This window comes from Limnohabitans sp. (assembly GCF_023910625.1).
Taxonomy (GTDB): Bacteria; Pseudomonadota; Gammaproteobacteria; order Burkholderiales; family Burkholderiaceae_C; genus Limnohabitans_A.
In genome coordinates this window covers 315,782-337,942 of record NZ_JAAVVW010000002.1, presented here as the reverse complement: position 1 = coordinate 337,942, position 22,161 = coordinate 315,782, and the positions used below count along the sequence as shown (strand labels likewise).

23 protein-coding genes are annotated in these 22,161 nt (G+C 55.8%); 11 read left to right on the top strand and 12 right to left on the bottom strand.

Features of this window, described 5'->3' with window-relative positions; translation table 11 throughout:
* Positions 1-335: 335 nt before the first annotated feature.
* The 12 genes from HEQ17_RS01750 to HEQ17_RS01695 all read right to left on the bottom strand — a co-directional run bounded on the left by HEQ17_RS01750 (position 336) and on the right by HEQ17_RS01695 (position 13,145).
* A complete protein-coding gene (locus HEQ17_RS01750) occupies positions 336-785 on the bottom strand; it encodes a lytic transglycosylase domain-containing protein (RefSeq protein ID WP_296290978.1) in 450 nt (149 codons plus the stop codon).
* A 244-nt stretch (positions 786-1,029) separates the two neighbouring features.
* A complete protein-coding gene (locus HEQ17_RS01745) occupies positions 1,030-1,740 on the bottom strand; it encodes an OmpA family protein (RefSeq protein WP_296290977.1) in 711 nt (236 codons plus the stop codon).
* Positions 1,741-1,763: 23 nt separating this feature from the next.
* On the bottom strand, positions 1,764-3,134 hold the full coding sequence (locus HEQ17_RS01740) for a hypothetical protein (RefSeq protein ID WP_296290976.1): 1,371 nt from the start codon (positions 3,132-3,134) through the stop codon (positions 1,764-1,766).
* Between the two features lie 204 nt (positions 3,135-3,338).
* Positions 3,339-3,953, bottom strand: coding sequence for a hypothetical protein (locus HEQ17_RS01735; RefSeq protein ID WP_296290975.1), 615 nt, complete (start codon positions 3,951-3,953; stop codon positions 3,339-3,341).
* A gap of 53 nt (positions 3,954-4,006) precedes the next feature.
* Entirely contained in the window at positions 4,007-4,786 is a 780-nt protein-coding gene (gene sctJ / locus HEQ17_RS01730) for a type III secretion system inner membrane ring lipoprotein SctJ (RefSeq protein WP_296290974.1), read from the bottom strand.
* Between the two features lie 30 nt (positions 4,787-4,816).
* The gene (locus HEQ17_RS01725; RefSeq protein WP_296290973.1) at positions 4,817-5,209 is read right to left on the bottom strand and encodes a hypothetical protein; all 393 of its coding nucleotides are present in this window, start codon (positions 5,207-5,209) and stop codon (positions 4,817-4,819) included.
* A 61-nt stretch (positions 5,210-5,270) separates the two neighbouring features.
* Positions 5,271-5,666 carry a hypothetical protein gene (locus tag HEQ17_RS01720; RefSeq protein ID WP_296290972.1) on the bottom strand — a complete coding sequence of 132 codons (396 nt, stop codon included), beginning with the start codon at positions 5,664-5,666 and terminating at the stop codon, positions 5,271-5,273.
* An 83-nt stretch (positions 5,667-5,749) separates the two neighbouring features.
* On the bottom strand, positions 5,750-6,205 hold the full coding sequence (locus HEQ17_RS01715) for a hypothetical protein (protein ID WP_296290971.1): 456 nt from the start codon (positions 6,203-6,205) through the stop codon (positions 5,750-5,752).
* Positions 6,206-6,601: 396 nt separating this feature from the next.
* A complete protein-coding gene (locus HEQ17_RS01710) occupies positions 6,602-7,513 on the bottom strand; it encodes a hypothetical protein (RefSeq protein ID WP_296290970.1) in 912 nt (303 codons plus the stop codon).
* 145 nt (positions 7,514-7,658) lie between these two features.
* A complete protein-coding gene (locus HEQ17_RS01705; protein WP_296290969.1) occupies positions 7,659-8,459 on the bottom strand; it encodes a hypothetical protein in 801 nt (266 codons plus the stop codon).
* Positions 8,460-8,911: 452 nt separating this feature from the next.
* Positions 8,912-11,023 (bottom strand): type III secretion system outer membrane ring subunit SctC, encoded by a 2,112-nt coding sequence (gene sctC / locus HEQ17_RS01700; protein WP_296290968.1) that lies wholly within the window; start codon positions 11,021-11,023, stop codon positions 8,912-8,914.
* Positions 11,024-11,063: 40 nt separating this feature from the next.
* Entirely contained in the window at positions 11,064-13,145 is a 2,082-nt protein-coding gene (locus HEQ17_RS01695; RefSeq protein WP_296290967.1) for a flagellar biosynthesis protein FlhA, read from the bottom strand.
* Positions 13,146-13,791: 646 nt separating this feature from the next.
* Between HEQ17_RS01695 and HEQ17_RS01690 the strand changes: the two genes are divergently transcribed.
* The 11 genes from HEQ17_RS01690 to HEQ17_RS01640 all read left to right on the top strand — a co-directional run bounded on the left by HEQ17_RS01690 (position 13,792) and on the right by HEQ17_RS01640 (position 21,968).
* Positions 13,792-14,910: a hypothetical protein gene (locus tag HEQ17_RS01690; RefSeq protein WP_296290966.1), complete on the top strand. Its 1,119-nt coding sequence runs from the start codon at positions 13,792-13,794 to the stop codon at positions 14,908-14,910.
* Positions 14,911-15,061: 151 nt separating this feature from the next.
* Positions 15,062-15,526, top strand: a complete 465-nt coding sequence (locus HEQ17_RS01685; protein ID WP_296290965.1) for a hypothetical protein — start codon at positions 15,062-15,064, stop codon at positions 15,524-15,526.
* A gap of 25 nt (positions 15,527-15,551) precedes the next feature.
* Entirely contained in the window at positions 15,552-15,887 is a 336-nt protein-coding gene (locus HEQ17_RS01680; protein ID WP_296290964.1) for a hypothetical protein, read from the top strand.
* 251 nt (positions 15,888-16,138) lie between these two features.
* A complete protein-coding gene (locus tag HEQ17_RS01675) occupies positions 16,139-16,522 on the top strand; it encodes a hypothetical protein (protein ID WP_296290963.1) in 384 nt (127 codons plus the stop codon).
* 193 nt (positions 16,523-16,715) lie between these two features.
* Complete coding sequence (locus tag HEQ17_RS01670) at positions 16,716-17,747, top strand: EscU/YscU/HrcU family type III secretion system export apparatus switch protein (protein WP_296290962.1); 1,032 nt, start codon at positions 16,716-16,718, stop codon at positions 17,745-17,747.
* Positions 17,748-17,789: 42 nt separating this feature from the next.
* On the top strand, positions 17,790-18,491 hold the full coding sequence (locus HEQ17_RS01665) for a FliH/SctL family protein (RefSeq protein WP_296290961.1): 702 nt from the start codon (positions 17,790-17,792) through the stop codon (positions 18,489-18,491).
* The gene (locus HEQ17_RS01660; protein ID WP_296290960.1) at positions 18,484-18,972 is read left to right on the top strand and encodes a hypothetical protein; all 489 of its coding nucleotides are present in this window, start codon (positions 18,484-18,486) and stop codon (positions 18,970-18,972) included. Before HEQ17_RS01665 ends, HEQ17_RS01660 begins: the two co-directional genes overlap by 8 nt.
* 41 nt (positions 18,973-19,013) lie before the next feature.
* The gene (locus HEQ17_RS01655; protein ID WP_296290959.1) at positions 19,014-20,183 is read left to right on the top strand and encodes a FliM/FliN family flagellar motor switch protein; all 1,170 of its coding nucleotides are present in this window, start codon (positions 19,014-19,016) and stop codon (positions 20,181-20,183) included.
* 9 nt (positions 20,184-20,192) lie between these two features.
* A complete protein-coding gene (sctR, locus tag HEQ17_RS01650; RefSeq protein ID WP_296290958.1) occupies positions 20,193-20,837 on the top strand; it encodes a type III secretion system export apparatus subunit SctR in 645 nt (214 codons plus the stop codon).
* Between the two features lie 46 nt (positions 20,838-20,883).
* The gene (locus HEQ17_RS01645; RefSeq protein ID WP_296290957.1) at positions 20,884-21,156 is read left to right on the top strand and encodes a flagellar biosynthetic protein FliQ; all 273 of its coding nucleotides are present in this window, start codon (positions 20,884-20,886) and stop codon (positions 21,154-21,156) included.
* The gene (locus tag HEQ17_RS01640) at positions 21,084-21,968 is read left to right on the top strand and encodes a flagellar biosynthetic protein FliR (protein ID WP_366938006.1); all 885 of its coding nucleotides are present in this window, start codon (positions 21,084-21,086) and stop codon (positions 21,966-21,968) included. Before HEQ17_RS01645 ends, HEQ17_RS01640 begins: the two co-directional genes overlap by 73 nt.
* The last annotated feature ends 193 nt before the right edge of the window (positions 21,969-22,161 follow it).

The window sequence follows — 22,161 nt, the reverse complement described above, 5'->3', positions numbered from 1 at the left end:
AGCGGGCTACGAACCCCGTCCTTCCCCGCGCCACCGGAACGCGATCAAGCTGCTGGATTTAAAAGGAGATCAGGAGTCGACCCTGACAAACCCCTGAAACCCGCATGAATGCCAGCTTTCAGGGTCATTCCCAATGCTCAAAACGCCCATATGGATAGCCAATGGACCAAGATCGGCGCACGTTTGGCGCTGGCGTGAAAATGAATTTCTCAGGGGCGACTAACGATGTCCTGAGTCCGTGGGCTCAACTTTAGAAATGCAATGGGGCATTGAGCCGTTTGCGGGCGGCGGTGTTTGGCGGTCAGCCGCTTGGCGTGGCGAAGGCCTGAACGCCTTCAGGGCGGGGCCCGTGGTCCTGGGGTGCCTTTTGTACCCCCCTGTGGCCGTGTTGTGATGTTGTCACAGTCGATGGCTTTTGTTGCCACGCGGCCCCCTTTTTGCCAACCCGACAGCACATTGCAGACACTTTGAGCGTACCGCCTGTTGAGTGCTGGCGTCACAGAGTGGTAGGCGCCCACGGCAAACCAGTTGTTGCCGTATTTGTCGATCTGCTTGCGCAGATGCCAGGCGGCAACATAGGTGCCAACACAGGCATCCATCAAATCGTCTTCATGGATGCGGTGGGTTTTGAGCTCTGGCAGGTGTACGCTGTTGATTTGCGCGATGCCGTAGTCCACTGTGCCGTTGCTGTTGCCGCGCACCGCATTGGCCTTCCAGCGGCTTTCTTGCCAGAGAATGCCAGAAAGAACCCAGTGATTCACGCCATGATGCTGCGCCGCACTCATGACGCAGTTCAGATTTTGGGCCAGACTGACGGACGCGCTTGCCCAAAAGGCCAAACTGCCAATCACGACCCTGAAGCCTGCGCGTCGGTGGTCGCCCCTGCGCTTGGTTGTCTCGCTCCGGCTCATGGCTGTTGGGTCAGACAGAACGGCCATCTTGGTAGATGACGGCATCCATGTCGATGGGCCATTCAATGACTGTGAGGCTGTGAGGCTGCGCGCTGCTTGCATGGCGACGTTGGCCGCGCTAGGCCTTGTTGCAACTGCCAAGTTCTGTGAGGTTTGCCGCAGGTCGGGCAGGCAACGGCGCTTCGTTGGCCGATGCGAAAACAAACTTCATTTCGACCCGGCGACTTGACTCCTTGGATTCCCTGAGGCTGTTTGAAGAAAATCCGCCAACCATCAGCAGTTGGCGCAGGGTGTTTTTATCGCCCTCGTCAAGTACCGCAGTTTGTGCCGAAGTATCAAGAAGCGCGCAAACCACGTTGCGGCTTCTGTTCAGACTAAGAGACAGGTTGTAAAGGTAGGCGCCATCCTGGTCGGCATAGCCCTCGACAACAATGTTTTTGATGTGTCCTGCTTTGGTGGTTGCATTGCGCTGCGCCAGCACTTCTTTGACGAATTCACGCAAAGTAGCGCCAGCCTCTGCGCTCACGCCGGCTTGACCTCTGCCAAAGCGAACCAACTCGCCGATGTCGATAACACCGGTCTTGACGTCCACCGCAATGCCTGGATATCTTTTGGATGCCAGCTCAATGTCGCGCATCACATCAGCGCCAGCAAGCGTTCTGTAAGTGCCCGCAAGCGCGGGCGCCGTCTTGCCAATCAGCGCCATGGTGATGGCCATGATGGTCATGAAGATGATCATGGCAGCCGTCATCAGGTCTGAATAAGAAATCCAGAACGGGTTATCTTCTCCTGAAGCGGTTGCATGGCGTTGCGAGAAATGTGCTTTCATTGTGATTGCCTCGTGGCGGCGCTTCAGCCCTCTGCCATGGCTTCGGGTATGGCTTCGGGTGTTAAGGTTCTGCGCAACTCGTTATCAAGTTTGCTTTCAATGCGCGCGAAACCACGGTCCAGCTTGCGGTTGATTGAAAACACAATACGCTGTTCAAAGTCGGCTTGCAGATGCGAATCGTCAAAGTCGTCCATCCCCTGCATCGACTGTGTGTCTGACGTTTCAGTGGTTTCATCCATTGCCGACAGGTCTTCAAGGGTTCTGTAACCCGTGTTGTGACTGTCAGCAGATGATGTTCTGGCAGCGCTCAGCTTTGAGGGTCGTCCTATCGCCGACAAAGCTTTGGGCACTGGACTCCCGCCCCTGTCCACACCTTCGCCGAGCCAGGCGGGCTGGCTTGCGGACTGCGCCGTATTGCGCAATACGCTGTTTGGCAATGTAGCAAGGCTGGCAAACGCGTTTTCTATGCAGTGAAGCAAGCGCTCTTCAAAAAATTGCTGTTTTCTTTCAAGGTCTGCAAGCGCTTGCGATGATTGATGGTGGCTTTGGGTCATCTGCTCTACAAGCCGTTGCAGCAGCTGCTGCGTCAGCGCTTCATCAGGCCGGCCAGCCAGGTGCGAGGCATTCAAATTGGCGTATAGGTCGCTCATTTGACTTTCCCCGGCACCGGCGGGATACAGCCGGTCAAGCTCGGCAGTCATTTTTTCGGCATTTTTTTGGACATGGGCAATCACCATACGCGACAACGCGGTCACAAAGATGGCGCAACTGATAGCACCCATTGACGCAACAAACGCATGGCTAACACCCGAGAGCAATCCTTTCAAACCCAGTGCAGCTGACTCTGCTGTGGATGGGTCAAACTGGCTCAGGGCCTCCAGCATGCCTGCGAAGGTGCCAACAATGCCCAGGCCAGTCAATATGCCCGGCAGGTGACGGCCAAAGCTGTCCATGAGCCAGTCGTCAATCAGCGCATCTCTCGAAAAGAAAAACCCCGACGGTATGGCCGCCCGCCACACCGTGTCTGGTTTTGGCGAAGCCGTGGTTGCGACCAATGTGGCGCTGTAGTTTTGCCATGGGCCCTTGAGCACGTGCCAGCTGAAGCTGCTGCCAATCTGTTCAGGCGTGCCTGCCGCACTGCCAGCCCGCGCAAGCGACAACGCGCCAATGACTCGGGTCAGCTGCTTTTTGATCGCAAGGGCGCGTAGCGCAAAAAGCAGAACGAACAAGCCAGTCAGCCCCACCACAAGATAAAGCAGCACCACTGGTAAAGTGAAAGCCTCAGCCTGTATGCTTAATCCTGCAGAAAGGCGCGGAGTTGGTATGGCCAGTAATGTCACGCCGCTGGCCCGCAGCGCACTTGCCAAAGCTGTGACGGCCAGGCCGATGGCCATCACCAGGAGCATCAGGCGTGCGCCCGGACGGTGCCACATGGCCGCCAGCGATTGCGACACGTGCTTGAGCTTGGGCATGACGCTACCCAACAACAGCCCCAGCATGCCAATCGCCAACAGAGCGCCCAAAAGCGAAAATAAAGAATTCATGGTTGGCTCCGGCGTTGAGGGTCGTGGTTGAGCAACAGCATGTGTGCCAGCGCCTCAGGTCAAGGCCGCCTCTGCCGCGAGCGTGTCGAGCAGGTTGGCTGCCCGTATGTCCACCATTTCGTGCAGCATGCCCGGCCCGTGCGGGCCAAGGTGCAGGGTGGCCAGACGCGCGCCCAGCAGAGGGCTTTGCCGACGAATGGCTGAAAGGGCCAATAGCAAGGCCGGTTGTACCTTGGCATCCGGCGGTGCGGGTCTGGATGTTTCTGCCAGATAAGAAAAACTCTCCGGCACGGCCAGGGCTTTTTCAAAGCCCTCGTTGCCCAATTCTTTGACCAACTGCAGTACGCTGGACCGGCGAATGGCACCTCGTACCCTGGGCGCTCTGAGGGTGATGGCCAAAGAGTCCGTAAATGCTGCAAACTTTGATGGCTCCCACCACCACGCGGGCTCAAAAGTGCTCGGTGGGCCCAATGCACACAGTTCAAGCGAAAGTGCCTGGTGCTTGAGGCGAATCCTTTCAGCCCGGTTTTGCCCCAGCAGTTTCACCGGTCGGTCTGCCGACACAGCTTCAGAGTCCGCCTGCTGGCCATAGTCGGCCTGCCACCCCATGGCAAGGCGAAGCAGTGTGCGCTTGGCCCTTGCGCGGCGATTGTCAGATGCCTTGCTCATGAGCCTGTCGCCGCCAGAGTTTACATGGGTCATGCCTTTGCCTTTCAGGCCGGTCAAGCTGACCGCACCGCATTCGCAGCATCAGGCGCTTGGGTGGCGGCTTTTCCTTGGTTGTTCAATGCGCTGAGCCTGCGCCTACGTACCAGCATGGCAAGCCCTATGAGCAAGGCAGTCAATGCCATGCCTGCAAAACCCGCCGCATAAAGTTGGGTTGCGTCGCTGGTGGCCGGTGCCATTTTGAGTTGCCTGCGCACATCAACCGGCACCAGCACGATAGACACCCTGCCAGGGTCCAGCCCTTCTACCGCGTTCACCACCAGCGCCCTGATGTCTGTCACGGCGTCTTTAAGTTCAAAGTCCGGCAGCGTCTTGACGAGAACGGATGCAGACGCCGGCTGCACCTTGTCGATCAGCGCCTCGGTTGATGGCACCACCACATGCACCCGTGCATCAACCACCCCATCAAAAGAGCGGATGGTTCGCATCAATTCTTCAGACACGGCATGCATTAACCTGGCACGCTCTTCGGTCGGTGTCGCCAGCATGCCCTCGCGCTTGAACACCTGGCCCAAGCCGTTAAAGGGTGCTGGTGGCAGGTTGTGGTCACGCAGAATCAACACCGCTGGCGCAAAGTCAGACTCAGCCACCGTCACGGCCCACTTTTTGTCTTTCATCGGTTGCTTGCTGGCGTCAATGCCCGACACCTTCAGCGCGCTGATGATCATGTTGGCCTCGGGCTCAGAAAGGTCCTGGTGCAGTTGCATGGAGCAGCCGGCAAGCAGCAATGCAACTGTGCAAGCCAGTACACATTGAAAACACGAAGGAAGGCGCATGGCTGACACTGGATGGCCCTTGTCAAACCACTAGGCGTTCTTGCCTTCATTCATCAGCGCCGATTTGGACTCGCTGATCTTCTTGTGCGATTGGGTCATGATGGTCATGGACATGCTGTAGTTCATCAGGCCCAGTTGCAAATTCACCATATCCTCCATGTTGGGGCCGTCTGGCTTGTTCATGATGGAGCTGATAGCAAACAAGGGTTGGTTCATGGCGCTCGGCGCGCCATTGAGGCCCAACATGCTCACCTCGTCTGTGCCCTCCAATTTCACTTGGCGAGCAAGGTCGGCCTGGCGTCCCGCATCCACACTTTGACCGCGCAGAGCAGACAGGCCACCATCAGCGGACGGGCTGGCCGCTGCACCGGCCGCGCCTGCGGCATTGCCCACGGCAGCAACACCGGCAATTGAATCGAACATAGATACCTCCGAGTGACTTGCTCTTGGCCCTTCAGCGCAGAGACAAGCCGTTTTTTTACCGTTAGACGACTGCTTGGGGCGACTGAAGCATCTCTCGGATAGAGGCATTGAGCCCCAGTGCCGCTTGCCTGAGCGCTGGATTGCGCGCGTTGATCAGCACCCTTACGCAACCCAGCGCGGCCTTGAACCGCGCCACCCTCAGAAGCAAAGGAATCATCAACATGATCAGGGTGTACTCAGAAAAAACCTGCGCCCCCAGTTTGCCAAAAAGATAATTCAATCCAACCGATGCAGTGCCTTTGAAGTACCTGCTTTTAACGTGCGCTGCGTAAGCAAAGTAAATCTTGCTGCCCGTCAACTCAGCCAAGCCCTCCAGTATTTTTAAACTGGTGCCGCCTTGCCCGATATTGGCGAAAAGGCAAGCCAAGTCCGACAGCAGGGTTTCATCTTCTTGCATAAATGCATCCGGTCAGCCGACGATCTTCAGACTGCGGCCTTGCAAAAATCAACAAAAGTCAATTCTCGCAAAGCCATCTTCTATCACTGGGTAGCAACCGTCCGCTCAATTTTGTTCAACAAGGAAGTGAATGACTGATTCATCGCCATCGCAATGGAGGCCTGTTTGTTCAACAGGTTAATGTCATTGATGTCGGCGTTGGTCAAATCGCCCTGTTCAACCACTTGTCTATTGGTTTTCATATCCATCACGGGTATTTTTTGGCCAGCTGCATCTCTCATATCGTTGCCGTTTGCGTCTTTTTGCCAAACCGGATCCATCCGTGCTTTGGCCGCAAGAGTAATATCCTTTGCTTGTTTGATTGCTACGTCTGCGGTGCGAGCCGCTACAGTCGTTGCGACTGCGATATCGCCATTTAGCAAGTTCTGCGTTACAGACTCGTACTGAGTCACGGCTATCCCATTCACCCTTTCAGTATTCGTCAAAAGTTGCGTGCCGTTTGCTGTGGTTGTTGCGGATAGTTGGGCAGTATTAGACATATTTACACCTTTAGAAGTTGAGTTGAACACACACTGAAAACACTGCGCTAGTGTCTTTTAATCGACACTGGCGCTTTCAAAGCCTTTGATAAGGCGATGACTCTTTGGTTGGCGAGACGAAGCAGATCTATCCGCCTTAGCCCTCGGTTGTCCTGAGGGCTGTTTTGTGCAGACTCTATTTTCTCGCCAAGTTTTTTTGAAATTTCCTTTAAGACATTCTTCGGGTCCGAACGAAACCTGCGCTCCATGTCGGTGACCTCCAAAATGCCGTGACTGGGAAACTTTTTCATCACCTAAACTTGTTCGCAACCTGGCCTATTTGACGTGGGGGTCTACGTGGGGGTCTATTTCACGCGCGGTGAATTTGTCAAATTGCCTCAGGTTGATGTTGAGTTCTTAGGTCGCTTTTGACTTGTTCGAGCTCAGGCTCAAGTTCAATTGGAAGGCTTCTTCTTGCGCCTCCTCATCCTCGTCCGGGTCTTCTTTGTTGAACTGCGACACCTCTAGCTGCATGTTCACCTTATTTTTTGCCTTTTCGTTTGTGGCTGGCTCTACAACAGCACCCTCATGATTTCCAACCCCAAAATATGCCCCGCGTGACTCTTGGAACTCCCCCTTGGCTGCCAAGACCAGCTTTTTGTTTATCTCTTGCCCCGCCCGGTTGATGAATGCCCCGTCTTCTATAGCTGCCTTGCGTCCATCTGCTGCCTTGGTAAACACAAGCCCTGACCGGTCAGGGTCGTAAAACAGGTCAACCGTTGCGTCGCCGCTTGCGTCCGCCGCAAGGCTTTGTTGGGTGACCAGCTGTCCGGTGCCCAGGTCGATGCCACCATCGGCATTGAAATCTAACGATATGGCACCCTTGCGACCATTTTCGCCAGCTACCTCCCAGGTGATTTTGTCGTTCATGGTATAGGTTTCCGAAAGCACCTCCGTGTCAACCAACGCCTGTGCATCTTTGGTGTGCAGAATGTAGTTTGACTGCACATCGAAGTCAGTGGCATAGCCGCAGAACGCAACGATGTCCTTAAGACTTGATCCCTCATTGCCGGTCAGCGTCACCTGATTGAAGTGGGGATCCCCAAAGCTGTAGATAACGGAGTCTCCCGAGTCGAGTTTCCCGTTGTTGTTGAGGTCTTTTGCCATGGCAAAAACCCGATCTGCGGCCCTGGCGTACATGTAGTTTCCGGTTCTGGCAGACACGGCTTCCACCTCGCTTGCGCTGAAAGCTGTCACCTCAAAATCAACGCCGCCCGAGCTTAGCGTCTTCTTGCCAGCGCTCAGTGTTTCAAGTTTTACATTGCTCATAGGTCACTCCAGAAAATGTTTGATTGCGCTTAACCTTTGCCTTGCTGGCACCGTTTCATTCATCGGGTAATCAGCTTGGGCAGCATCCAAACAGCATGAAGCGTGCCAGCTTGGCTGAGGGTTTTCGTTGTCTTTTTGTGCGGCTTCATACACCCGCCTCCAGGCGAATCCAGGGGCCGTATTGCAGGTAGACACCTTCACTCGTGATGTCAATGATTTTTGCCCCCCCCTCGGGGGCTGCAAGGGTTGCGCCCTGCCCAAGCCTTCTGTTAAACCCTACCGGGCCAACCAGCACAGACGCTGGGGCGTCCAGTCGTATTTGCCTGACTGCATTGGCTCCCGCGAGTAAAAAAACAAAGTGGTTGTCGCTTAAATCGGGGGCGGCAAGCCTGCGATTTAAATCGACAAGACGACTGTTAAAAACCGCTGGCTGTCTTGTGGCTGCGAACCACATGCCCCGCAGCTCAATGGCCAGCTCCGCTGATGCGCAGTCAGTGACAGACAGGCGCAGCAGGGCGGGCTTTACTTTTGGGAAGAGCTCCCAAGGGATGTTGAGGCTTGTTGTTTTGTCTGATTGCTGAGAGTTGATCTTTATCTCTCGGGTCGGGTGTATGGGTTTGACGCCTGCCAGCGCAGCGGCCAAGGCACGTTCCATTTGCTGGCGATTGCAGATTTTGTACGACACTGCATTGCCCAAAGACTCGAGTAACTTTTTGAGCTGGGCTTCTTGTGTGCCAGAGGCCACCATCGCCTTTACCTCCCAGCCGGGGCCCAGTGCTTTCCACTCCAGCGGTGATGCGTTGCCTGCCTGCTTGGCCCAGGCGGTGTTGATGTCGGCACGGGTTTTTTCGCCAAGCAGAAGTTGTTCATTTTTTGAGAATTCGTCCTTTTGATGCGTGTAGTAAAGGCCAGCGGAAAAAGCTGTCGCAAGCAGGCCTATGGCCATGACCTGCGCAATGGTGGTGGCTGAAATACCCAAAGGTGCAGGCTGCGGTGCTGGTGCCACAGATGCCGTGCTCGCTGATTCTTGCTGGTAGGTGGCGCGCAGGTTTTGCCAGTCGGTCTGCTCAGGGCCAACACCTAGGGTGATGCCGTCCAAGTCCAGCAAGGCGGGCAGGGCTGGCTCCAGGTGATGGCCCTCCGCACATGTTTGCCCCTGGCAGGTAACGCCAGGCCGTAACGCCGTGAGCAAACAGCGGCCTTCTTGGTCAACACGTATCAGCAGGCGTGCGTTCTTCACGCCCGCCAGGATCAGGTCGTCGCTCAGGTCTCCGCCGACGACCAGCCTGTCACCCCGGCTCAGAGGTTCATGCGCACCGGCTTGTTGCCCCGATAGAACTCTGACCACGCAAAGCGCACGCTCCTGCGACTGGTCTGGCGGCGTGACGTTGGTGTTGCTCACGGTGGTGAATTGGGTGCCGGTCTGGCCCCAGCTTTACCTGATGAGGCGCCCCCCCGATTAGCGCCTTCATTGACGATATCGCTCAAGCGCAGCGAGCGGGTCATGGACGTGTCAAGCTTGATTGATGGCGCGGCTTCAGCGCCAAAACTCAGGCTTGGAAAGAGGCTGGGTGGATTCGGCATGCCAGTCTGAGGAAACGCTTTGGTCGTTTCTGGCAAAACGCTTGCGCCAACCTCAATGACCCTGGGCGTGATCAAAAATACGCGTTCGCGCCGGCTGTTCGTCTGCGTGCGGGAGTTAAAGAGCCTGCCCACAACGGGTACGTCTGACAAAAATGGGACACGATTGAGGCTGGACGAGGCTCGCTCTATTGCATAGCCCCCAATCATCAGGCTGTCGCCAGATCGAACAATGCCCTGAGTGGTAAGTCCGTTGCGTGTCACGCTGGGCAGGCTGTCTACCTGCTGGGCCAGCGCCCCGCCATCGCTGATCTGAACGGCCAGCTGAACGCTGGGGTTGTCCGGGTTGCCTAGCACTGTGGGTTGTACCGCCATCTGTAGGCCGTAGTTGACGTTGAACAGGTTGGTCGTCCGCTCACCTGCCAGCTTGACAAAAAACTCGCTGGTATTGGACAAGGTCGCTTTGACGTTGTCCATGGTCAAAATACGGGGTCGCGAAACAATGGTGGCCTCCCCTGATTGTTCGAGTGCGCGTAGGCGCGTCTGCAATAGCAGGTTTGCGCCACCCAGCACGGCGGAAACCACCAGCCCCCCGCCCGTAGCCGCCGTGTTGCCCGCAGCAGTCATGTCTATCTTGCGTGCGGTCAGTCGCAGGTCTACGCCCAACTCCTGCAAGCGGGTCGAGTCAATATCAAAAATCTCGACTTCGATTTCCACCATTTTCGAGGGCACATCCAGTTGCTCAATCAGCTCCTCAAACATGGGCATGCGGCTGCGGTCTGCCCTGACGATCACGGCATTGAGCCGTGGCTCGGCTGTGACGATGGAATCTCCAGGCCGGGCAGAAGCTGCTTGTGCGCCGGTGTTGGCGCGCAGCTCCGCAGCCGCTTGGGCATCTGCTCTCGCGGCAGCGTCTGTCCTCGCGGCAGCGCCTGATGTGCGGGCTGGCAACGGCCCGTTGCCCAATCCGATCATCGGCAAGGGCATCATGGGGATCGATCCATCCTCGCCGTCCAGGTCAGGTAGTTGCAGGCTATCCAGGCCCAGCCGAAGCTGCTCTGTACCTGGGCCGGCATCTTTGCCAAGTTTTCCCGCCATGCGCCCTGGCTGTGTGGCGTCTGCCCGGCTTGCTGACTTGTTTATGTCATTGATGGGAACACCCGCCAGGCGACCTACCACAGTGGCTACCCCCTCTACCCGGGTGGGTCCGCCAGTCGTGGTGAGTACGGTGTCGGCTGCGGACGCATACCTGAGCCTGAAAACCTTTGTCTGCATGGACTGGCTCTCAGGCTTGGGCTGTGCCCCAACGGTTTTGGCCAGGTCAAGCATGCGCTGCAGGTAGCGGGGTGGCCCCGTCATGAGGGCGTAACGCTCTGTTGGCACGGGCCTGTAAACGTATCTGCCGTCCAGCAGCCCAAGGTCTGTCGCCAATGTGCTCAAGCGGTTGATGGCTTCGGTTTCCATCCAGACCATACGGGTGGCAATGGCGCTCAAACGGGTAACGTACAGCGCCGCACCATCAAAGTACCAGCTCAGGGCCTGCTGCCTGCAGATGTCGTCCAGCACGCGCTGCCGGGTGCCTTCAAACCGGCCGCTTACCGTGCCTTTGATCGATTCATCGACGATGACCGGCAAGCCCGCATCGCCCATCAGGTCGGTCAATACCTGGGTAATCGTGCTGTCACGTGAGTCGATAGCCACGCGCTTGTCTGCGCCAAGCCTGGTTTGAAGCAAAAGCTCGCGCGCGGGCGTCTTTGCAGCACGGGCCGTTGGCGTTGGCGTTGGCGCTGTGCCCGAGGGCAACGGCGGCGTTTGCTGCACAGGCGGGTTAAGCACCTGCGCAAAGGTGTACCCATTGCCTAAGGCAAGTGTGGCAATCGCAGCAATCAGCGCTGTATGCCCAGTTTGAGTGGCTAAGAGAAGACGCATTTCGGGGCTACCAGTTTGTATGTGATTTTTCAAGGCCGGGTCAGCCGCGCAGCATACCCAGCGACTGAAGCCGCACGCCAGGTGCAATTTCGTCTGTGGCCAGCACGGCAATATGCGGCAGGCTGGGCTCAAGAAGTCGTCTTACGTGCAAACGCAGGTCAGGCGCAGTTACCACACTGATATGAGCGGTTGAGCCCTTGGACACCACGCGTTCAATGGCTTGAGTTACGCCCTGTTGAAACTGCTGTGCGGCAGACGGCGGCAGCTGTAGCGCCGGGCCAAGCGGCGTTTGCTGCAGACTCTCGCGAAACTGCCCTTCAAGCAGCGGGTCCAGCATGACGGCCCGCAAAACATTGTTGGGGGTGACCAGCGTTTTGCATATTTGCAAGGTCAGTGCCTTGCGAACCAGTTCGCCAAGAGTTAAATCGTCGCCCGGCTCTTGCGCACCATATACCAGGGCATCCAGAATGGTTCGCATGTCTCTGATGGACACACCCTCGCGCAGCAGGCTTTTGAGGATTTTGGTCATCCGCGTCAGCGGCACCGTGTTGACCGCCTCCCGGCAAAGGTCAGGGTAGGTGCCCTCATGCTGGCCCAGGACAAGCTGCATTTCCTGAATGCCAAACAGCACATGGGCATGCTTGTGGATCACGTCACCGACGACGCGAATCAGCCCGTTCTCACGCTCAAGCAAGGTGTGCTTTACAGCACGTGCCGCCGCTGCGTCTTCAGCAGACAACCAACAACCCGTCGTCACGTTGAGGCCGTTGGCCGTTGGCGTAAGGCCAAGCTCGGTCATTGTTGCTACCGGTCCGTCGAAGTAGCAGGAGCCTTTGGGTGCAGCCGCCTTGGCGCAGACGTTGCCCAGCACGGTGACCTGGTATTGGCCCGGCTCAAGCTGCCCGGTTTGCCTGACCAGCAAGCCTGGGTAGGGCAGACCCAAGCTTGTTTTGAGCTCCCCGCGCAAACGGGTAAGCTCTTCGTCAATGACATCAGGGGACAAGTCGAGTACGAGATCGTCATGTATTTCAAGGCAGACAATACAAAACTCATACGACTGCTCATCGATCAGCAAAGTCCTTTTTGACGGCTGCCCTTCGCGCAGCGCGTTTTCAGTGGTCAAGCCCGCCCAGCCGCCTTTGCCCGACAGCTCGGTCTTGTGAAGCCATGCGCCCATGGCCAGAAGCGGAAGGCCAAGACATATAAAGACCAGGGTTGGCAGCCCAGGCACCAGGCCTACGACCGTGGCAATGGCGCCAGTTACAAGCAGTGCCTTGGGCTGCATACGCAACTGCTGAAGGATCTCCCACCCCAGATTGGGGGCGGTACTGTTGGACGAGCGCGTCACCAAAATACCCGCAGCCAGCGCCGCAAAAAGCCCCGGTATTTGTGACACCAAGCCATCGCCGATAGCCAGCACAGAGTAATGATCAACAGCCGCACCGGCGGACATGCCTGCGTAAATCACGCCAACGGCAATACCACCCAATAAATTGATCACCACAATGATCATGCCGGCAATCACGTCGCCCTTGACAAACTTCATGGCACCATCCATGGAGCCAAACATGGCGCTTTCGGCCAGCAGCATGCGCCGCGCGTACTGCGCCTGGCCACTGGTCATGGAGCCCGCACGCACATCGGCATCAATACTCATCTGCCTGCCGGGCAGGCCGTCAAGTGCAAAGCGCGCACTCACCTCGGCCACACGCTCGGCACCTTTGGACACCACAATCAGCTGCACCAGCGCAATGATGATGAACACGACCAGGCCCACCACCAGGTTACCGCCCACCACAAATCTGCCAAAGGCCTCAATGATGTGGCCAGCGTCGCCCGCTAAAAGAATCTGCCGGGTAGTGGCCACATTCAAGGCAATACGAAACATGGTGGACAGCAACAAAACCGACGGAAACGCCGACAACATGACTGGCGAGTGCGCGTAAAGCGCGTACATCAGCATGCCCACACCCATCACCATGCTGACAGCCAGCAATATGTCAAGCAGCCAAGGCGGCAATGGCACCACCAGCAACCCTACCATCGCGAGGGTAAGCACTGCAAAAGCCATGTCGGCCTGCTTGCCTGCTGCCAGAAAGATTTTGCTTATTTTTGCGTTCATACCGAAATCAAAGAGCGTTTTTTGCCATGTTGTGGCATTCGTAGCGCAACTTGTGTGCCACGAACAGCCCTGTCACCTGGTATCGCCAAACGCCCCACAAAAAGACAATTGCCCGGCGAAGACCTGATTGCTCAAAGTGTTGACCGTTTGTGCAAGGCGAGTCGGCGTCAGGCGCACAGACCTCAATGGCGGGCCATTCTTGTTTTGCAGACTTTCGTTTACGCGCGTTGTGCAAATTTGCTACGCCGTAACTCAGGCTTTGCGGTCACACACAAGGCGATGCACCAGATTGCCGGTTTGCGATGGCGATTTGTTATTCCTTCAATACAGACAGAACTCGCACAGGCAATATGCCAAACAGGCCGCCATTGAATTCTTTAACCTGCGACAAAATCAAAGCGCCATGCACAGGCGTTGAGCCGTGTGAAGAAAAATGAAACCGACAAAAATGAAGGAATCGCCAAGGCCAAGCCCAGCACCAGCCCATGTGGAACTGACAAGTCTGTAAGAGGTCATCCGCCCCGGTCCAAATCTTGCGAAGTTTGACCAGCGGTGCGTGGCACCTTAAAGCTGGCCTGACTTTTGCACTGCATCAACAATCTGCAGCGCATGGGCTATTTCGGCAGGCACAAGAAAGGACTGACTTATGTTTTTTGGATTACAACCAATCAAGCAGGAACGCAATAGCAGCATATCGGGCAGTGGAGGTGGCAATGTCAATCGATTTAACGTTTCGTATGCTCCACCTTTGCCGAATTCAAAAGTCCTTACGAATCTCAAGGTCGGGGCGCAGCTCACGCAGGGCGAAAAAAAACAGCTTACTGATGAACTTGTCAAGTTTGGCACTAGCAATGACCGACCGGTGCGGGACGGTCAGTACTTAAAGTTGAAAGCCTTGCTCGACTATAAAAAAGACCAGTTCAATGACCCCCTCATCCCGCAAGACCAAAAAAAAACCATCTTTAATGAGATTGAGCGGCTAATGACAATCGGCAATCAGCTCAAGTTTATCGGTGCGGGTGAGAGCGGCAGGATGCAAACTGCGGCTACTTTTCTTGGCGTGGGCTACGACAAGATTCAGGTTAAAGCCCCAACTACAGCCGGAACACCACCTGTCAAGCCCGAACCAACACAAACCGCAGAGACAAACAGCGTCACAGGCACGCAAGCGACTGACGCACTGAGTAACACACCTGCCGCCGTCGATCCACAGGTGGCTGTAGACGTGCAAACGATCGGTTCGAAAATGGCCAACGTGCAGGATAAGAAACTGCAAAGTGAGCTGGCAGGAGTTGCGTTAACAACGGCGAAGCCTGACAAGGTGAATGCCGCTGAAGAAGCCTTCGAAAATGCCGGGTTAGAGCTGAAGGCGGCCGAAAAGGATCTGGGTACATCCCTGGCGGATCTGAGTTCACGATACGTGGATGGCCTGTCTGGCAACGGCGGCTACGAGAACATGAAGAAGTTGCGAGAGTTCCAGAATAACCCCGCATTAGATCAAGTTGTCCAGGATGTGGCGACGTTGTATGCGCGGCCGGTATCTGAAGTTCAGGATACTCACGCTCTTGCGTTATTCACCGGCTTTGTCCACAAGGGCAAGAATAATCCGGCTGCCAAGGAATTGGCCGAGCGCCTTCTTGCCGCTCTGCAAAAACCAGTGGCCGCAAGCCAGACGGAATCAAATGTTGAATCTGGGTCTCAGGTGGCACCAGATCCCTCAGGTGATGGTGTGCCAATCGATGGTGTGCTAAGCGAGTATGCATAGCCTAGGCCGGGCGAGTCAGGCATAACTGTGAGGCGGGGTATATGTTGCAGCCGATGATTTACCAAAGTCAGATCAATCTGAGCTGGGTGTGCGGACGGGTGCGCGGCTTGGCGATGTCTGCTCAAGATGTTTTTTTTGATCGGGGTCAGTGATGTTGTTGATGCCCGATCTGGATCTTCCCCATTTTTTGTTTGCGGGGATTGCCTTAGCGCCACTCATAGGGCCCGCTATTGGCCTTGTCTCCGGCCTTTTTGGCAGCAAAGGCGGCAGCGGTGGCGGCAACGGACCGGAAGTCCAGAAAAAAGTCGACATAGCCAAAGCCGCACAGAATGATGTGATTGCGGCCAATAAAGCCGAGAAGCAAGCCAATGCCCAAGACATCTACGCAGAAATCGCAAGCAAATTCATCCGATTTTGCGATTCCGACATTGGCCCCGCACAAATCGTCAGCTGGAAGGCGATCAAAAGCCTGGATACCGCTATCGCCAATGCCAAAGCATCCCGGGCGCAGCTGGACGTGACTGCAGCGCAGACCAATACAAACGCAGGCAAACCATCTGGCGGCGGAGGAATTCTTGGAACGATTGGCAAGGTTTTTGGCGGCTTGTTCGGTTGACACAACACAACGAAAGGACTTTTGTATGCCAAATAACATCGGCGGCTGGGTTAGCAACAACACTAGCCGGATAGTCTCCAACAATCCATTTCCGAGCGTCACACCCCCGGTCATTGCGCAAACTCAGCAAACTCAGCAAACAGGGCGCCAGTCTGAAACACCGGCTTCCAACACTGAAGCCAAGGCGAACAACCCGACAGCTCTCCTCGAGTGTCTTATTGAAGCGTGCAAGGCTTTTGGATTTGAATACAACCCCAACAATCCCCTTGGCCAAGGGGTTCTGAAATTTCTTAAATGGTGTGGGGTGCCTGGTTTGATCCCGCCCAGCAAAGAACCCGCCCCCCAGCAAAACCCCTCCTAGGGCACGGTGGTATGACATGGTCAAAAACTTGTCCATCAGACGAGGCCTTTTATACCCACTCAGCACTAGACATAAGGGTCGAGGACATGAGGGGCAAAACTTATTGGTTCGGCTCAGTGATGTATGAACCGTTCGCTCTGAGCCTGTCGAAGGCTTGCACTGGCTTTGACAGGCTCAGGGCGAACGCAAATTGAGACGTCATCGAGCCGACGCAATAGCCTTGACCTTTGAGGTCCAGTGAAGACGGTGTATTGAACAATGAAATCAACTTAATCAAAAGGAGAACAGCAATGACAAACGGTGTAAGCGGAGTCGGCGTCAACCCGGGATCACGTATCTTCCCTAATAACGTTCCAGAGTCCACGCCCACGTGGGAAAAATCGCCACTAAACGTTACTGAAACTTCAAGTATCTCGCCTGGAGTCAATACGCTAAACGGAACTGTAGCCGGAACTGTCAAGAAAACTGACGCGGGCGGAGCCTCAAATGGGCTATCTTTTGAAAAAGTCTTCTCTTTTCTTGCGGGCATTTTTGGTGGGGTGGGGCCTACCTCGATAGCTTCTTTGCTTAACTTGTTCGCACCTGAACCCAAGGTGAATAAAAACGAAGAGAAAAAGAAAACGCAAGAGCCATGAGGCACCGGTGTGGTGTGACATCTTGCAAAGCCCAATCACAAGCGCATAAGGTCAACAATCAACTTACCAGGTGCTGAGGGGTGCGAAAAATCCTTTGGGGCGTCGGTTTTGAACATGACGTTCTGCAGATGCACTGTGCAGGGGTTTGAACTGAATTGAGCCCACCCTTTGATGTACAGACCCTGCCCACACCATGAGCTCTTCAGAAGAAAAGACCGAAAAGCCCACTGCGCGAAAACTTAGAAAGTCTCGCGAAGAGGGTAATGTGGGGCGCAGTGTCGATGTCAGTAAAACGGTTGCTTTTCTGGCGATCGGCATCTATCTGTTCTTTCAGTTTCGGGTCATCGCAGAAGACGTTGGGGCCTTGCTCAATGGCGTCATAGGCGCCATCGGCAGGGGGCAAAAAGACGCCTATCTTCAGTTGGGCCTATACACGGTGCAGCTAGGCGTCTCACTGCTGTTGCCTATGCTGCTGCTGGTTGCAGCCGCGTCTATGGCGTTTGACTTTTTGCAGGTGGGGCCGCTGCTGGCTATCGCGGCGGCCATGCCCAAGCTGGAGCGCATTCACCCGGCTGAAGGCTTCAAGCGGCTTTTCTCAAAACGCTCGCTGACGCAGATCCTCATGTCCATCGCCAAAATGGCATCGATTGGGCTGTGCTTGTTTTTTGTCGTGAAGTCATTTGCGCCGGACGTGTTGGGGCTGCCCAAGGGCAGCATTGGGGCTGGGCTGCAAGTAGCGGTGAATGTGATGGCGCAAACTTTTCTATGGAGTGCCCTGTGCCTGATTGTGCTGGCCATCATCGACTACATGATTCAGCGCCGTATTTGGTACCAAGAGCAGTACATGAGCAAAACCGAACTTAAACGTGAGCAAAAAGACGACAGTCCCAGCAAGGAGGTCCAAGAGGCTCGCAAAGAGGCGCAGGGCGATGACCCGCTTGAGCGCATGTACCGCAACCTTGGGTTTTGTCAGGTGATGGTGCTGGACGGTGCGGGTTCGGTCCTGGGGCTGTACGACAACCCAGAGTTCAACCCAGAGCCGCTGGTGCTGATTCATGCGTCTGGCGTGAGTGGTGAAAAGCTGTTGACGGCGGCCAGGGCTGAAGACATTCGGGTGGTGAAGGACGCGCGTTTTGCCACGGCCGTTTTTGCACAAACCCAGCCTGGACAGCCGGTACCTTCTGAGTTTCAGGCGCGGGCGCGTCAATTGATTGCAGCTGTATGACGCACAGCGGCGTAGCACCTTTTTATGGCGAGGGACGTCACCATGCTTTTGTGGTCTGACCGCAATGTGCGGCTGGTGGCCGCCAACAATGTGCTAAGCCCGGATCAACTGGGCACGTTGCATGAATGTTCAGATTTGCTTGAAAAAACACGCGTCCAGTGCAATGAGATGCGACTACAGGCGCAGCATGAATGCGAGCGACAGGTAGAGGCGGCAGTGCAGCGTGGTGAACAACTGGCCCATGCTGAACTGACGCGCCTGACGCTTGATTTTCATCATGATGTTGCACAGACTGCACAGCGATTGCGCCAGAAGGTGGCGTGGGCCGCTGTGGCATGTGTAGAAAAAATGCTGCATGACGCTGGGCCCGGCGCTGCGCTGGAGCAACGCGCCATTCGACTGGTCCAGCAGTTCTGGCAAGACGCACCGCTGGTTTTTATGGTGTCCCCTGCAACTGCGCCCATGTTGCGCAATGCACTTGAAGACTTTCGCACACGCCAGCGTGCTGCGCAGGACGGGTCGCTTAACCGGGTCCGGCTGATTGTCAAAGAAAGCCTGGAGCTTGACGATGGTGATGTGATCTTGCAGACCAGCGACGGGCTGATTGACGGGCGCTTGAGAACGCAGCTGTCTTACCTTGAGAAGATATTTGAAATGGACGCCAACTTTCACGACGCCGGGGTAAGCGACGAACCGACTTGTGGGGACGACGACCAGGCGACGGGGGACTTTTCTGATGATTGATCGCCTTTTCAAGCTGCTGCGTTTGCGCCAACAGCGTGAGCAGCGGGCAAAAACGATGCTTGACATCACGCTGCGCGAGGTCGGTGAAGCGCGTGAAGAGCACGCAGGCCACCGGCGCGAGCAAGAAGCCGGCCGGCAACATCTGGCAGCCATGATCCGGCAGTTTTCAGCGCTGACCAATGCGGGACTGGTGGAGTCGCAGCAGGTCACGCAATTTCAGGCCGAGCGCAAATTTTCTGAAAGGGCAGACCTGATCTGTGAAACCCGGATTCTGGATGCCGAGTACAAGCTGCTGGAGGCCAAGTTGCGTGCCGACGAGGTGCGCGCAGGCTTCCTCAAAGCCAGGCGCGAGCGTGAGCGTATTGAATTGATCTACAAGCGCAAGCTGGCCGAAATATCGACCAAAGCCGATACGCGGGCTGAAGAAGAGGCTGTCGAACTATGGCAAAACCCGCTGGCCCGAAGTAGCGCTGCAAACTAGCCGGCGCTACTTGTGTAAAGCACCAACTTTCGGCAACCCAGATGCACCCTGTCAAACTCCCCCGACTTGAAAAGCCCGATGCTTTGGGTTTGAACCGCTTGTATGGGTCTGCCCCCGTGGTGGCGGGCGATGCTGCGCTGACCTGGGTCAAAAAGAACACGCCATTTGCTGAGCGCGCCTGGCTGGAAATAGTGGGTGATGCGCGTACCGCCTGGCTGCTTCTTGACAGCCCCGCCACACTGGGCACCCTTTTGAAGGGCCCGATAGGCCACATGCCTGAGATTGACCGCATCCAGGCGGTTGAGGCGTATTGCACAGGGCTGTTGGATCTTTTGGAGGAGTCCTTTGGCTTTGCCCTTGACGTTGTCAAAGCTGGGCTGGGCAGCCGCAGTGCCCTGTCGCAAAGTATGGCGGTAGACATGCCGCATAGCGCGGCATCGATGGTGTCTGCCGAGCTTGAGTGGCGCTCTGAGCACATGAATGCGCCTGTGCGCTGCCAGTTGCGCATGCCCTACGACTGGCTGCACAGCTATCGGTGCAGAGTCGCGCCATCAGGTGAGTTGTGCCTTGGCGGCCTGCCGCTTGAACTTTCGCTGCAATGCGGCTGGACTGAGCTCACTGCACTTGAGCTTAAACAGCTACAACCTGGCAGCTGGGTAAGGCTGCGCCATAACTTCGGCACAGACAAAGGCTGGCTGCGCAGGCTTCGGGTTTGTTCAAAGCACATCAACTGGAGTGTCTGGGTTGATATGGATCAGGAACAGGCATCACGCTTGCTTGTAGTGCCCGCACTGGCAAGTGTCGGTGGCCAGAGCGGTTCGGGGAACGGCCTCAAAACATCTAACCATGAAACGGCACACGCCATGAATTTCCCATCACCTGAGTCTGACGATGCATCGCTACAAAATGGCAGTCAAGCCCCTGCCACCGAGGACATTGACACCAACCCTAGCCAGGAAGACCAGCATGGGTCTGCGCTGGCTGGCTTGGCTTTGAAGGTGATGTTCGAGGTAGGCACAGCAGACATAGCGCTTGATGCACTGCTTGAACTCAAACCCGGTTACACCATTGACCTGAACAGGCCGATTGACCCCCTTGGCGTGCGCCTGCTGGTCAATGGCGCTGAGGTTGCGACTGGCGAGCTCACAGACATTGGCGGTGTTTTGGGGGTGTTGGTCACCAGCGTACACAGCAGGCTGCTGCGCGGCTAGGCCTCATCAATGGATCCTCTTTACCTTTTATTGGTGTTTTCGGCGATGTCCATGGTGCCTTTGCTGGCAGTCATGGTCACGTCGTATACCAAGATCATCATCGTCACGTCGCTGTTGCGCAATGCGCTCGGGCTGCAAAACGTGCCACCGCCTACGGTCACCAGCGGTATCGCGATCATCTTGACTTTTTTCGTGATGTATCCGGTAGGCTATGAGGCTCTGGGCAAGCAGGACCATCTCCGCGGTGGCATGCAACTGGGCAGCACCACCCAGATGCTTGGGCTGGCACAGTCGGCGCGCGAGCCTCTGCGCAAGTTTTTGGCCAAGCACAGCGGCGAGAAGGAGCGGCAGTTTTTTTTACAAACAGCCAAAGAGATCATGCCGCCCGAAGTGGCTGCCGACATCAAGCCCGATGATCTGGTGATTCTTGCGCCCGCCTTTACCTTGAGCGAGTTGACCTCGGCCTTTGAAATCGGCTTTTTGCTGTTTTTGCCCTTCATCCTGATTGACATCATTGTGGCCACCGTCATCATGACGCTGGGCATGCAAATGTTGTCGCCCACCATTATTTCGTTGCCGTTCAAGCTGCTGCTTTTTGTGGTGCTGGACGGTTGGACCAAACTTTTTCAGGTGATGGTGTTGTCATACCGATAGTCATGGCGCGACCTGTATTGATCGTCAATTTTGCAAAGGACTTGCCATGCTGACAGGTGAAGTCATCGTTTTGTCCCAGCGCATGCTGGTGGTCGCCCTTATGGTGCTGGCCCCTGTCATTGTGGCGGCTACTGTCGTGGGTTTGGTTTGGGCGCTGTTTCAGGCAGTGACCCAGTTGCAAGACAGCAGCGCCAGCTTTGCCATCAAACTGGTTGTTGTCTCGATTGTGCTGGCGCTGTCATCTGAATGGATTGGGGGGCAGGTGCGCCACTTTGGCGACGAAATGTTTGCCCAGATGCTCAAACCCAGGCGCAAATGACGACAGCGGCCAGCCTGAACCTGCTTGACCTGCCTGGGCTGGGTATCTCGTGGTTCAGTGCCGTGTTCGCGACTTTCCCGCGTACCGCTGCTGCCTTGTGGATGTTGCCGCTGTTTTTTAAGGAAGTCATGCCAGCCACAGCAAGGCTCGCGTTTGCATTTCCTCTGGCGGTCTTCTTTGCCTATGCCGGCTTTAACGCGTCCAGTGCGCCCGGCTTTAGCGGCTTGGCTGGTAGTGGCCTCTGGCCATTCTTTGTCATGAAAGAAATCCTGATCGGCATGGGCATCGGGTTTTTATGGGCGCTGCCGTTTCACACCTTGTCCCAGGCGGGTGAGTTGATTGACTTTCAAAACCAGTTGACCTTTACCCAGTCTACGGATCCGTTTTCAGGCAACCAGGTCAGTGTGACCAGCACGTTTTTGCAACAGGTGTTCATCATGCTGTTTTTAAGCAGCGGCGGCCTCATGCTGTTTGTCGAAACCTTGTCGGTCTCCTTCAAGGCATGGCCCGCACAACACGCACTGCCGCTTATGAGTCAATCGTTTTTGAATCTCGTGTATTACGAGGTCAAAAGCCTGTTCGTGCTGTCCATGCTGTTTGCGGCCCCCATTCTTCTGGTTATGTTACTGGTAGACCTGGCACTGGGGGTGATCAACAAAGCCGCACCACAGGTTTCCATCCAAGATGTCTCTGTACCGATCAAGCTTGCGTTGTCTTGGTGGCTTCTGCTCGTGGCGCTTGCGTTTATGGCCGAACGTCTGGTGCAACTCATGCCCCGGTTGGCAAATTTGTTGCCGGTGTTGACGCGTTGAATTGAATCGCCCCGGGGCGATTCAACTGGTTGCGCAGATAAGGTAAGCGTACTTACAATATAAAACAAAGGGGCATACAAGATTGGGGGCGGGTTTCGACACTTCACCAAATAGTCGCCCCTAGAAGCCCCATCAATCCAGCATCCATGCAGGTTGCGGAACGGATTAAGGCATGAATATTGCTAAGATTTGT